General features: G+C 64.8%; 10 protein-coding genes. 4 read left to right on the top strand and 6 right to left on the bottom strand.

Annotated elements, in window-relative coordinates; translation table 11 throughout:
- Positions 1 to 100 precede the first annotated feature (100 nt).
- The 3 genes from ACYG9Y_RS01480 to ACYG9Y_RS01490 are packed head-to-tail and all read right to left on the bottom strand — an operon-like array spanning position 101 to position 2,459.
- Positions 101 to 1,135 (bottom strand): phosphotransferase family protein, encoded by a 1,035-nt coding sequence (locus ACYG9Y_RS01480; RefSeq protein WP_023737613.1) that lies wholly within the window; start codon positions 1,133 to 1,135, stop codon positions 101 to 103.
- Complete coding sequence (locus ACYG9Y_RS01485) at positions 1,132 to 1,647, bottom strand: MaoC family dehydratase (RefSeq protein ID WP_280790892.1); 516 nt, start codon at positions 1,645 to 1,647, stop codon at positions 1,132 to 1,134. The genes ACYG9Y_RS01480 and ACYG9Y_RS01485 overlap by 4 nt, the downstream gene beginning before the upstream one ends.
- Positions 1,644 to 2,459, bottom strand: a complete 816-nt coding sequence (locus ACYG9Y_RS01490; protein ID WP_023710918.1) for an SDR family oxidoreductase — start codon at positions 2,457 to 2,459, stop codon at positions 1,644 to 1,646. Before ACYG9Y_RS01490 ends, ACYG9Y_RS01485 begins: the two co-directional genes overlap by 4 nt.
- A gap of 127 nt (positions 2,460 to 2,586) precedes the next feature.
- Between ACYG9Y_RS01490 and ACYG9Y_RS01495 the strand changes: the two genes are divergently transcribed.
- On the top strand, positions 2,587 to 3,828 hold the full coding sequence (locus tag ACYG9Y_RS01495; RefSeq protein ID WP_023737615.1) for an acyl-CoA dehydrogenase family protein: 1,242 nt from the start codon (positions 2,587 to 2,589) through the stop codon (positions 3,826 to 3,828).
- 215 nt (positions 3,829 to 4,043) lie between these two features.
- Positions 4,044 to 5,081, top strand: a complete 1,038-nt coding sequence (locus ACYG9Y_RS01500) for a zinc-binding dehydrogenase (protein WP_023737616.1) — start codon at positions 4,044 to 4,046, stop codon at positions 5,079 to 5,081.
- A 181-nt stretch (positions 5,082 to 5,262) separates the two neighbouring features.
- Here the strand turns inward: ACYG9Y_RS01500 and ACYG9Y_RS01505 are convergent, their stop codons facing one another.
- The 3 genes from ACYG9Y_RS01505 to ACYG9Y_RS01515 all read right to left on the bottom strand — a co-directional run bounded on the left by ACYG9Y_RS01505 (position 5,263) and on the right by ACYG9Y_RS01515 (position 10,553).
- The gene (locus ACYG9Y_RS01505) at positions 5,263 to 8,394 is read right to left on the bottom strand and encodes an efflux RND transporter permease subunit (protein ID WP_023737617.1); all 3,132 of its coding nucleotides are present in this window, start codon (positions 8,392 to 8,394) and stop codon (positions 5,263 to 5,265) included.
- On the bottom strand, positions 8,391 to 9,554 hold the full coding sequence (locus ACYG9Y_RS01510) for an efflux RND transporter periplasmic adaptor subunit (RefSeq protein ID WP_023737618.1): 1,164 nt from the start codon (positions 9,552 to 9,554) through the stop codon (positions 8,391 to 8,393). The genes ACYG9Y_RS01505 and ACYG9Y_RS01510 overlap by 4 nt, the downstream gene beginning before the upstream one ends.
- A gap of 171 nt (positions 9,555 to 9,725) precedes the next feature.
- Positions 9,726 to 10,553 (bottom strand): MurR/RpiR family transcriptional regulator, encoded by an 828-nt coding sequence (locus ACYG9Y_RS01515; protein ID WP_023737619.1) that lies wholly within the window; start codon positions 10,551 to 10,553, stop codon positions 9,726 to 9,728.
- 147 nt (positions 10,554 to 10,700) lie between these two features.
- Here ACYG9Y_RS01515 and ACYG9Y_RS01520 point away from each other — a divergent pair, with 147 nt between their 5' ends.
- Both ACYG9Y_RS01520 and ACYG9Y_RS01525 read left to right on the top strand, forming a co-directional pair.
- Complete coding sequence (locus ACYG9Y_RS01520; protein WP_023686445.1) at positions 10,701 to 11,519, top strand: N-formylglutamate amidohydrolase; 819 nt, start codon at positions 10,701 to 10,703, stop codon at positions 11,517 to 11,519.
- A gap of 17 nt (positions 11,520 to 11,536) precedes the next feature.
- A complete protein-coding gene (locus tag ACYG9Y_RS01525) occupies positions 11,537 to 13,081 on the top strand; it encodes an amino acid permease (RefSeq protein ID WP_023691842.1) in 1,545 nt (514 codons plus the stop codon).
- Positions 13,082 to 13,117 lie beyond the last annotated feature (36 nt).

A 13,117-nucleotide genomic window follows, 5' to 3' on the forward strand; every position in this document is an offset into this window, starting at 1 on the left:
CGGTTGCCACCACCTCCGTATGGGCTTGCTCCCCGGTCGGGGAACGGAACTGATCCGATCTGTCATCAAATCGCGCCGACCACAATATCTCATTGTCGAGTCAGGTTCGGTCGATCAGGTTGGCGGAAAGGTGCGACAGCAGCTTCACCGCTTCGCCATAGGTTTTTGCCTTTTCGGGATTTGAGGCGTTGCCGTCGAGCGCCCGCTTGTAGACACCCTGGCAGATGGCCGCCAAACGGAAGAAGGAGAAGGCGAGGAAGAAGCTCCAATTGTCGATGCCGCCCAGCCGGCGCCGCCTGCAATAGGCCGCGACATAGGCTTCCTCCGAGGGCAGGCCGAGGGCGGCGCGGTCGACGCCGCCAAGGCCGCGAAAGCCTGAGGCGTGCGGCAGCCGCCATTGCATGCATTGATAGGCGATGTCGGCGAAGGGATGGCCGAGTGTCGACAGTTCCCAGTCGAGAACCGCCAGCACTTTCGGCTCGCTGGGCGCGAAGATCATGTTGTCCAGCCGGTAGTCGCCATGCACGAGGGATATCCGGCCGTCATCGGTCGGCATATGCGTCTCCAGCCAGGCGATCAGCCGGTCCATGTCGGCGACCGTGCCGGTCTCCGAGGCGCGGTACTGGCTGGTCCAGCGTGCCAGCTGGCGTTCGAAGTAATTGCCGGGTTTGCCGAAATCGCCGAGCCCGACCGCCTCGACATCGACATCGTGCAGGGCCGCAAGCGTGGCGTTCATAGCATCGTAGAGGGCGGCGCGCTCATCGTTGCCAGCGGCCTCCGGCACTGCCGGATCCCAGAAGATGCGGCCGTCGAGAAAGTCCATGACGTAGAACATGCGGCCGATCGGCGTCGCCTCCGCCGACAGATGCAGCATCGCCGGCACCGGCACGGCGGTGCCGGCCAGGGCCTTCATGACCGTGAATTCGCGGTCGACCTGATGCGCCGATTTCAGCAACTGGCCCGGCGGCTTGGCGCGCAGGACATAGCGGCCGCTGGCCGCGGTCAGCAGATAGGTCGGGTTGGACTGGCCGGATTTGAATTTTTCGATGGAATGAAGTCCGGCAAAACCCGGGATGTGCAACTCGAGATAGGGCGCAAGTTCTGTCTGATCCAGCGCATTGGCGTCGCCGCTCATGCGGTCTCCGGCTCACGCTCCATCAGCGTCAGCGTCAGCCAGCGCGCGGTCAGCGCCGGCTTCTTCGAGCCTTCGATCTCGATGGTCACGTCATGCGCCGTCTGCACCCAGCCCGACGGCCTGACCTTGACGTCGGCCAGCACGAAGCGGGTGCGGATGCGCGCGCCGGTCTTCACCGGCGCCAGGAAGCGCAGCGAATCGAAACCGTGGTTGACGCCCATCTTGCCCTTTTCCAGCGGCGGCATGGTCTCGAAGGTCATCGCCGAGAGCAGCGACAACGACAGGAAGCCATGCGCGATGGTGCCGCCGAACGGCGTCTCGTTTTTGGCCCGCTCGGGGTCGCAATGGATGAACTGGTGGTCGTCGGTGGCGTCGGCGAACTGGTCGATCATGGTCTGTGTGACCTCGCGCCATGGCGAGACGCCGACTTCCTTGCCGACGCTGGCCAGAAGCACATCGAGACTGATCGGTTCCACTGCGGTGTCCTCCCCTCGCCGCCGACCGCGGCTCATTCCTTGAACAGTGTCAGCCCATGCTGCACCGACTGCCCGCCGTCGATCGGCAGGATGGCGCCGGTGACATAGGAACCGGCACGGCTGCACAAATAGAGCGTTGCGCCGCCGATGTCATCCGCCACGCCGATACGGCCGATGGGGACATGGCTGCCGACATGTCTGGCCTTTTCGTCGGTGCCCGTGGCAAAGGCGGTCATCCGGCTCTGGAAGGGACCGGGCGCGAAGGCGTTGACGGTGATGCGCCGCGCCGCGAGTTCGATCGCCAGCGTGCGCGTCAGGTGGTGAACGGCGCCCTTGGACGCGGTATAGGAATAGGCGTCGTCGGCCAGCGGCTGCGTGCCCATCACCGAGCCCAGATTGATGACGCGAGCCGGATCGGCATCGCTGGCGGCGGCTTCCAGCAGCGGCAGCAATTCGCGCGTCAGATGAAAGACGGCGGTGACGTTGACGGCGAACACCTTGGCCCAGCCGCTATAGGGAAAATCCTCCAGCGAGGCGCCCCAGGATATGCCGGCATTGTTGACGAGGATGTGCAGCTTCTCGGTGCGCGCCTTGACCTCGCTGACCAGCGCGGCAATGCCTGCTTCGCTCGAGACGTCACCGGCGAAACCTTCGGCACTGCCGGAGCCGCCGAGCCCGTTCAACTCAGCGGCGACCTTGATGCAATCCTCGCCCTTGCGCGAGGCGATCATCACGGTAGCGCCGGCTTGGACCAAAGCGGTCGCCACCATGCGGCCGATGCCGGTCGCGGCTCCCGTCACCAGCGCTGTCTTGCCGGCGACTGAGAACAGTTCTTCCAGATAGCTCATCGCAATTCCTCCGCGCCTCTCTGCTCACGGTCTGGGGCGAAAGGGCTCGCGTTGACAAGGCTACCCGAAGTACGGTCATCCTTGCCACGGGTAAAGTGCCCCAGATGCGTGAAAGGGTTGGAGACCGATGGCGGACATGAATCTCGGCATGACCGAGCGGCTGAAGCCGATCCACGCCCGCGTCGCCACCATGGTGCGCGATGAGATCATGCCGCTCGATCATGAGTTTTTGAGCGAGGTCGGCAAGGGCGGCGACCGCTGGGTCTACACCGCGCGGCAGACCGAGATCCTCGAAGGGTTGAAGAAGACGGCCAAGGAGCGCGGTCTGTGGAATTTCTGGCTGACCGGGTCCGAGCGCGGCTACGGGCTCTCGACCGTTGAATATGCCTATCTCGCCGAGGAGATGGGCAAGGCGCATCTCGGCGCCGAGACCTTCAACTGCTCGGCGCCCGACACCGGCAATATGGAGGTGCTGGAGCGCTATGGCTCGGAGGATCACAAGCAGGCATGGCTGGCGCCGCTGCTCGAGGGGAAAATGCGCTCGGCCTATCTGATGACCGAGCCGGACGTCGCTTCCTCCGACGCCACCAACATCGCCATGCGCTGCGAACGGCGAGGCGACGACTATGCACTCAACGGCGAGAAATGGTGGGCGTCGGGGGCCGGGGACCCGCGCTGCGCCATCTACATTGTCATGGTCCGCACCGGCGGCGAAGCCGAGCCGCAGCACCGCCGCCATTCGATGATCCTGGTGCCGTCCGGCACCAAGGGCGTGATCAAGCTTCGACCGATGCAGGTCTATGGCGATGACGGCGCGCCGCACGGCCACATGCACCTCCGCTTCGACAATGTCAGGGTGCCGGCCGGAAACCTGATCCTCGGCGAGGGCAGGGGGTTCGAGATCGCCCAGGGGCGGCTTGGCCCCGGCCGCATCCACCATTGCATGCGCGCCATCGGCCAGGCCGAAATGGCGCTGGAGCTGCTGTGCCAGCGCTCGGTGCGCCGCGAGGCCTTCGGCCAGCCATTGGCCAAGCTCGGCGCCAATTTCGACATCATCGCGGAGTGCCGCATGGAGATCGAGATGGCGCGGCTGCTCTGCCTCAAGGCGGCGTGGATGATCGACCAGGGCGATGCGCGCGCAGCCGCGCCCTGGATCAGCCAGATCAAGGTCATCGCACCGCGCGTCGCGCTCAAGGTCACCGACGAGGCAGTGCAGATGTTCGGCGCGCAAGGCATCAGCCAGGACACGCCGCTGGCACGCTCATGGACGCATCTGCGAACCCTGCGCCTCGCCGACGGGCCGGACGCCGTGCACCGCCGGCAGGTGGCGCGCACGGAGCTCAGGAAATACACGCAGGAAAAGGTCTGAGTGGATGAAAACCCTCATCGCCCGCGATCGCGCCGCTCGGCCACCTCGTCTATGCCGACAATCTGAAGGAGCTGGGTCGGCTGGCATCGCGCCGGCAAGGTTCGGCCGGTCATCGAAGGCACTTATCCGCTGGCCGATGCCGCCGCCGTGGTGACGCGCGTGCTTGGCCGTGGCGCATCCGGCAAGCTCATCCTCAAACTGTAAGGAGCCCCGCCATGGCGATCCCCTCAGACATGAAAGCACTGCTGCTGACCGGCGACGGCTACACCAGGACGCCCTCCGGCAGTGCGCTGGAGGCGATGGAGCCGTATCTCAAGCTTGGCAGCATCGGCGTGCCGACGCCCGGACCGAGCCAGGTGCTGATCAAGGTCAGCCTCGCCTCGATCAACCCGTCCGACGTCATGTTCATCAAGGGCCAGTACGGTCAGCCGCGCGCCAAGGGCCAGCCGGCCGGCTTCGAGGGTGTCGGCACGGTCGTTGCCAGCGGCGACGAGCCCTATGCGAAAAGCCTGATCGGCAAGCGCATCGCCTTCACCACAGGCGTCACCAATTGGGGCGCGTGGGCGGACTATGCAGTTGCCGAAGCTGCCGGCTGCATTCCGCTGCTCGACACGGTCCGCGACGAGGATGGCGCGGCGATGATCGTCAACCCGCTCACGGCGCTCGCCATGTTCGACATCGTCAAGGAGACGGGCGAAAAAGCCTTCATCATGACCGCCGGCGCCAGCCAGCTTTGCAAGCTGATCGCGGGTCTCGCCAAGGAGGCTGGGTTCCGGCCGATCGTCACCGTGCGCCGCGACGAGCAGATTCCGCTGTTGAAGGAGATCGGGGCTGCCCATGTGCTCAACGAGAAGGCGCCGGATTTCAAGGCAGCACTACGCGATGTGGTCAAGGCCGAGCAGCCGCGCATCTTCCTCGATGCCGTGACCGGGCCGCTGGCCTCGGCGATCTTCGACGCCATGCCGAAGCGCTCGCGCTGGATCATCTATGGACGGCTCGATCTGGACACCACTGTCATCCGTGAGCCCGGCCAGATGATCTTCCAACACAAGCACATTGAAGGCTTCTGGCTGGTCGAATGGATGCGCCAGTTCCGCGACAAGCGCGGCCCGGCGATCATGGAAGCACAGAAGCGCTTTTCGGATGGGCGCTGGTCAACCGACGTGACGGCGGTGCTACCGCTGGATGAGGCGATGGCGAAGGCCCCGGCGGAGCTGGCCAAGCCGAACGGGAAGGTGTTTATTAGGCCGTGACTTTCTACCCTCCCCCTTGTGGGGAGGGTCGACGAAAGAGCAATTTTGCTCTTTCGTCGGGGTGGGGGTCTTGGCTCCTACCTCTGTTATTCGCGGGAGCGCTGCACCGACGTTAGTTGGCGCTGCACCCCACCCCGGACCTGCGGTCCGACCCTCCCCACAAGGGGGAGGGTAAGCGGAGCTATTCCGCCGGCTCGACATTGGCGTACGCCGCTTCCTCAAGCTCCCGCTTCAGCCTCGCTTCCTCATGCGCCTTCGGCGTGACGAAGCGGCCGAGCAGGAGGTAGGCGACCGGGGTCAGGAACAGCGTCGAGACGGTGGCGAGACCCAGCCCGCCGACGATGACCCAGCCGAGCGCGATGCGCGCTTCGGCACCGGCGCCGGCGGCCAGCACCAGCGGGACCCCGCCGAGGATGGTGCAGATCATCGTCATCATCACCGGCCGCAGGCGGATGATCGAGGCCTGCTCGATCGCCTCGCGCACGCCGAGGCCGCGGTCGCGCAGCTGGTTGGCGAATTCGACGATGAGGATGCCGTTCTTGGCCATGACGCCGACCAGAAGCACGAGGCCAATCTGGCTGTAGGCATTGAGGCTGGTGCCTGACAAAAGCAGCGCAAAGATTGCGCAGGCAAGGCCGAGGGGGACCGTCGCCATGATGATGACGGCGCTGACGAAGCTTTCGAACTGGGCGGCGAGCACCAGGAGGATGATGACCAGCGCGAAGCCGAAAATGGTGATCATGGCGCTGTTGGTCTCGCCGAGCGTCGCGGCTTCGGCCAGCGGCAGGACGCGGCTGCCCGGCGGCAGCAGCGGGGCGGCGATCTGCTCGGCAACGCCGAGCGCGTCACCCAGTGCGAAATTGCCGTTCAGGTTCGAGGTGATCGCCACCGAAGGCTGCTGCTGTTCGCGGGTCAGCGACGGCGGCACGGCGCGCTCGGTCAGCGTGGCGATGGTCGACATTGGCACGAAGCGGCCGTCGGCGGTCTTCAGGAAGATGTTTTCCAGATCGGTCGGATCATTGATCGGGTTGGTGGTCGAGACCAGCTTCACGCCATAGCTGCGGTCGGCGATGTAGACATCGACGACATCGTTGCCGTCGAGCATCGCCTGCAAGGTGTTGGCGAGACCCGATATGTCGATGCCGAGATCGGAGGCGCGCTCGCGGTCGATGGCCACCGCCAGCTGCGGCTGCGTCGGGTCGATGGAAAGCCGCGGCGTCTCGAAGCGCGGATCGGCCTGCATCCGGGCGATGATCTTCACCGCCGCGTCGCCGAGCGCCTTGCGGTCGTTGCCGACCAGCGCGAATTGCAGGCCGTTGCCGGCGCCGCGAATGCCGAGGCTATTGGCCTGCACCGGGAAGATGCGCACGGATGGCACCTGCCGGGTCAGCTGGCTTATCTGCGCCATGATCTCCTGCTGGCTGCGCGTGCGCTCGTCCCACGGCGCCAGCGTCATCACCATGAAGCCGGAATTGTAGGCGCCGTTCTGGCCGGCGTTTTCGAAGGTCGAGACGATCTCGCCGGAATCGCGCAGCGGCTGGATCAGCCGCTCGATCTTCTGCATCTGCTGCGTGGTGTAATCGAGGCTGACGCCTTGCGGCGCGTTGATGCGCAACAGCACGACGGCGCGGTCCTCGCTCGGCGTCAGTTCCTGGCGGATGGTGCCGAACAGGCTGAAGGCGACGCCCGCAAACAGCACCGCGACCAGCAGCACGATCCACGGCGCGCCGAGGCAGGCATGCAGGGCGCGTTTGTAGGCCGCGTTCAGCGCACCGCCCATGCGCGCGCCAATGCCGTGACCGCCTTCATGGTGGAGCGATGCGCCGGTCAACATGCGCGAGGCCAGCATCGGGCACAGCGTCAGCGCCACCACGCAGGAGAGCAGCACCGACATGGCGAGGACGAAGCCGAATTCGCGAAACAGGCCGCCGGTCTGTCCCGGCAGGAAGGAGATCGGCACGAAAACGGCAACGAGCGTCAGCGTCGTAGCGATGACTGCGAAGAACACTTCTTGGGCGCCGAGCACGGCGGCGGCACGAGGCCCCATGCCTTCGTTGCGCCGTCGCACGATGTTTTCCAGAACGACGATGGCGTCGTCGACGACAAGGCCGGTTGCCAGCACCAGCGCCAGAAGCGTCAGGATGTTGATGGAGAAGCCGGCGAGATAGATGGCGGCGATGGTGCCAATCATGGCGACCGGCATTGACAGACCAGGGATCAGCGTCGCGCGCCAGTCGAGCAGGAAGATGTAGATGACGATCAGCACCATGGAGATCGACAGGCCGAGCGCGATCTCGACCTCGTGCACGGCGCCGTTGACGAAGACTGCGTCGTCGCTGGTGATCTTGATCGACATGCCCTTGGGCAGGTTTTCCTGCAGCTTGGCGACGGCTGCCTTCACTCCGGTGGAAATATCCAGCGTGTTCGATTCCGCCTGGCGGATGATGCCAAGGCCAATGCCGGTCTTGCCGTCGGAGCGCAACGAGGTCTGGCCGATGTCGGGACCGAGCGTGACGGTGGCGACGTCGCGGATGCGCGTCGTGCCGCCGATGATGATGTTTTCGAATTCTTCCGGCGTCGTCACATCGGCCGTGGTGCGGACGATGAGATCCTGGTTGGTGGTGGTGATCGAACCGGCTGGTGAATCGAAAGCGACCGAGGCAAGCGCTGCCCTCAGATCGGCCACAGTGAAGCCGAGGCTGGCGAGCTTGTTCTGGTCGACATCGATGCGGAAGATCTTGTCGCGGTCGCCATAGACCTGAACGTCGGCGACGCCAGGCACGGCAGCCAGTTCGTCCTCGATCTGGTCCTGGACGATCACCGTCATGTCCTGCACCGACATGGTGTCGGAGGTGACGGCCAGTCGCATCACGGCATCGGAATTCGCATCGGCCTTGACGATGCGCGGCGGGTCGGCGGTCTCCGGTATCATGTTGGCGACACGGCCGACCGCGTCGCGCACGTCGGAGGCGGCGACGTTCAAATCGACGCCGTCGTTGAACTCGATGGTGACGCGGCTCTGGCCGAAGGAAGAGGTCGACGAGATCGACTTGACGCCGGAGACGCGCGCGACCGCACCCTCGATGGTGTCGGTCAGTTCACGGTCGACGGTTTCGGCGGCGGCACCCTCGAAAGCCGTCGACACGGTGACCACGGCGCGGTCGACATCGGGCAGTTCGCGGATTTCGACGCCGTAGAAAGCGGCAAGGCCGGCCACTGCGATCAGCGTGTTCAGCACGAAGGCCATGACCGGCCTGCGGATGAAGAGAGCGGTGAAGCCGGTTTCGCTGGCGGTGCTGACAGGCGCGGTCATGAGCCTTCGGCCGCGTCCGCGGCGCGCTGATCCTGGCCGGCGATGCGGACCGCGCCGCCTTCGCTGACGCTCTGGGTGCCCTCGGTCACAACCATGTCGCCATCCTCGATCTCGGCGTCGATCAGCACCGTCTCGGTGTTGCGCTGGATGATGCGCACGGGAACGCGCCTGGCCTTGCCGTCCTCGATCTGCCAGACATAGGCGCCGTCGGAACCCCACAGGATCGCCAGCGGGCTGACGGCCGGGTAGGTGTCGCCGGGGAAGCGCATGGTGATGCCGAACGACATGCCGGCGCGCAGCGAATCCGCTGGATTGGCGATTGCAGCCTTGACCAGCAGAGTGCGGCTCTTTTCGTCGATGTGGTTGTCGATGGCCGACACAGTGCCGGTATAGGCCTTGCTCGGATTGGCGATCGGCGTCGCCGACAGTTGAGCGCCGACCTTGACGGCGGCGGCGAAGCGCTCGGGCACCAGGAAATCGACCAGGATGGAGGAGCGGTCGTCAAGCGTGGCGATCGCCGACTGGCTGGTGACGTAATTGCCGGCCGATATCGGCAGGATGCCGACCGTGCCGGCGATAGGGGCGACGATCGAACGACGCTGCAAGGCGAGTTCGGCATCCTGCAGCGCCAGTTTGGCGCCGGCCAGCACCACTTGGGCATCGGCGACGGCGACCGGAGTCGCGGCGTTGGAGGCCCTCAATGATTTCACCCGCTCGAGCTTGTCATGGGCATCCTGCAAGGCGAGCTTGGCACGATCTTGCGAGATCACCTCGGTCTCGGAATCGAGAACAGCGATGATCTGCCCCTTGTCGACGCGGGTGCCGGACTGGACGAGGAATTCAACCAGCCGGCCGGAGCTGTACGGGTTAACCGTCACCGAGGCGTTGGCGCGGCCGGTGCCGATCGCCTGCAGGCGATCGTTGATGGTGGCGGTGGCCGCAGGCAAGGCGACGACATTTGCCGGGCGGCCGGCAGCGTTGCGGCCGCCTGCCTGTTTTGTCGTGTCGACCGCACCGGTTGTGGCGGGCGCCGAAGCATAGGTCCAGTCGATGCCCCAGCGTGCCAGAACCTCCGGCGCGCCCGGGAAGAATCGCGCCCAGGCGAGGACAGCCGCGGCCAGGACCACAAGCGCAAAAACGATCTGTTTCCAGGCGACCATCGACACTCCGGTTGGCAAAACGTCTACCGGTTTCACCAAGCAAAAAAACGCGCAGCGACGCACCCGGTATGTGCGAAGCCGCCGCAATATCATGGCTTTATGGCAATTCTGCCGCTTCCATGCACATTAAATCTGCGTAATTTTGCGCACCTGCGGCCGGGATTGAGCGTGTCAGCGCAGGCTTTCCAGGTCGCGGATGCGCCTGGCGCTGTCGGCCTCGAGCTGCCTGGTGACGGCGCCGATCAGCGTCTCGGCGACAACGAACAGAGCGGCGGAAGAGTCCCACGCCGAAGGCACGGCGGTGCGTCCGGCAATGACATGGCGGGCGAAGCGGGCGATCGGCGATAGCCACTGGTCGGTGAACAGCACGATCTGAACGCCGCGCTGATGCGCGGTCTCGGCAAAGCGGACCAGACTGTCCTGGTAGCGCCTGATGTCGAAGATCACCAGCACGTCGCGCTTGCCCATGTCGATCAGCCGGTCGCGCCAGATGCTCTCCTGGCCGGCGATGTGATAAACGTCGGGCTGGATGATGGCGAGGTGGGCGGCCATGTAGCGCGCCAACGGATCGGTGAAGCGGCCGCCGATCAGGAATGTCTTGCCGCGCCGTTCGGCGAGCCTTGCGGCGATCTCGGCAAGCTGTCTGTCGGAGAGATGCCTGAAGGTCTCGCGCATATTGTCCAGCGTCGCCTCCAGCATCGGCGACACGGCACTGCTGCCCGGCGAGGCCGGGTTGAGCGTGCGCGATGCCGGCGACTGCAATTGCGCCGCCAGTTCGTCCTGCAGCGCCGACTGGAACTCGGGATAGTTCTGGAACCCTAGCCTCGAGACAAAGCGCAGGATTGTCGGCGACGATACGCCGGCGGCGGTCGAGAACTCGGCGACTGTCTTCAGCCCGATCAGCGGATAATTGGCGATCAGCGTTTGCGCGGCGCGGCGCTCGCCGGCCGGCATCGTGCCGATGCGGTCCGAAATCAGTTCGGCAATGCTGGAAATCATCGTTTTCCCCACCCCTGAGCCCGTCCAGACCGCTTCCCCGAAATCGCGTTTGACAAAGCCGGACAAACTGTATGAAATCATCCACAGGGACGCAATGAGGCAAAATACGTAACATAAGATACAGCGCTCCCCAGGGGACGGCAGACTATGGAGAGAGCACGGCCCGCCAGCCTTGCATCGTCTGATACCGTAGGGGTGACGAACCCCGGCGGGTCCAGCCCTTTCGTGCTGACCTGCGACCACGCTTCCAACTTCCTGCCATCCGAATTCGGCACGCTTGGCCTGCCGGCCGAAGATCTCTCCCGCCACATCGCCTGGGACCCCGGCGCGCTGCCGGTGGCCCGCCGCATCGCGACCGCCCTCGATGCGACGCTCATCGAAACCCGCATCTCGCGCCTGATCATCGACTGCAACCGTCCGCTCGACGCACCGGACCTGGTGCCGCCGGTCAGCGAGACGACGGCCATTCCGGGCAATGCCGGCCTGTCGGACAGTGAGCGCGCCGAGCGCATCGCTTTGTCGTGGCGGCCGTTCCACGACACGATCGCATCGATCATCGACGACCGGCAGGCGCGTGGGCAGGAGACCCGGCTGGTGTCGGTGCATTCCTTCACCCCGGTCTACAAGGGCAAGAACCGGCCCTGGCATATCGGCATCATCCACGATGACGACCGCCGGCTGGCGTCGCCGCTGATAGCGGCGCTGCAGCGGCTCTCCGGCGTCAGTGTCGGCATCAACGAGCCCTATTCGCCGGCCGACCGCGTCTATTTCACTTTGGAGCGCCATGCACGCTCGCGCGGCCTTGCCTGCGCAATGATCGAAATCCGCAACGACGAGATCTCCGGCGAGACCGGGCAGCGGAAATGGGCGGATCTGCTCACAGGCATTTTTTCTGACCTGGAACCCGAGGAGGCCAAGGGTTCCCGGCGACACGCAGTGGGAAAGTCAGTTCAATCGGCCAGCTAGAAAAACAGGGGACGAAAATGGCAGGACCGGACAAATCAGACGCTGAAAGATCGGAGGATGTAAAAACCCTCCATAGCATGGGCTATGCCCAGGAGTTGGCTCGCCGCATGAGCGGCTTCTCGAACTTCGCTATTTCCTTTTCGATCATTTGCATTCTGGCGGGCGGCATCACGTCCTTCCCGCTGGCCATGGCGACCGGCAGCGGCTTCGAGGCGACTGTCGGCTGGGTCATCGGCGGCGTCTTTGCACTTGTCGTTGCCGCGTCCCTTGGCCAGATCGGCTCGGCCTACCCAACGGCCGGCGGTCTCTACCACTGGTCGTCAATTCTCGGCGGGCGCGGCTGGGGCTGGGCCACGGCCTGGATCAACCTGCTCGGCCTGGTCTTCGTCGTCGCCTCGGTCAATGTCGGCGTCTACGCGCTGTTCAAGGACCTTGTCTGGTCCGGCGTGTTCGGCAACGACGTCTCCGCGTGGGGCTATCAGGAGCAGGTGATCGGCGTTGTGATCATCACGGTCGCACAGGCGCTGATCAACCATTTCGGTATCAGGCTCACCACCATGCTGACGGATTTCTCGGGCTACCTCATTCTGGTCGTCGCCGTCGTGTTGACCGCGATGTTCCTGATCTGGGGCGCAAGCTGGGATTTCTCGCGGCTCACCACCTTCGTCAACAACACCGGTGATCCAGGCGCAGGCTACGTTCCGACCGCACGGACGGCACTCGTCGCCTTCCTGATCGGCCTGCTCTACCCACTCTACACCATCACCGGCTTCGACGCTTCGGCCCACACGTCCGAAGAGACCCACAATGCCCGCGTGGCGGTGCCGCGCGGCATGATCCATTCGGTCCTGTGGTCGCTGGTGTTCGGCTTCGTCATGGCCGTTTCGTTCGTACTGGCCAGCCCCGATCTGGCAGCGACGGCCAAGGATGGCGCTAATGCCTGGTTCAATCTCTTCAACAACCTGCCGGCACCATTCCTGCTGAAGAGCATCATTGCCATCGCAATCGTGCTGGCGAACTTCATCTGCGCTCTCGCCGGACTGACGTCGACCTCGCGCATGATCTTTGCCTTCGCGCGTGACGGCGGCCTGCCCGGTTCGTCGGTGTGGAAAACCGTCAGCCCGACATGGCGCACGCCGGTGGCGGCAATCTGGCTCGGAGCGGTGCTCGCGGTCGCAGCGACATTGTACTCGCCGGCTTTTGCCGCACTGGCGGCCGGCTGTGCATTGTTCCTCTACGTGTCCTACGCCATGCCCGTGGCCGCCGGCCTGCTTGCCGAGGGCAAGAGCTGGACCGAATTCGGCCCGTTCCGCCTCGGCATCTGGTCCAAGCCGTTCGCCGTCATCACGGTGCTTGGCGTTCTGGTGCTGATGTATGCCGGCATCCAGCCGCCCTTCGACATCCTGATCAACTATGCCATCGGCCTGATCGTTCTGCTCGTGGTGCTGTGGTTCGGCATCGAATCGCGCCGCTTCAAGGGCCCGCCGATCGGCGCCGACATTGCTCGCCGCGCTTCCGAGATCGCGGCCGCGGAAGCAGCCGTCGGCCAGACGGCAGGCTAACAGCAAAGACTAGATGCTCCGGCCGGCGCAAGCCGA

Source organism: Mesorhizobium sp. W050 (genome assembly GCF_054719535.1).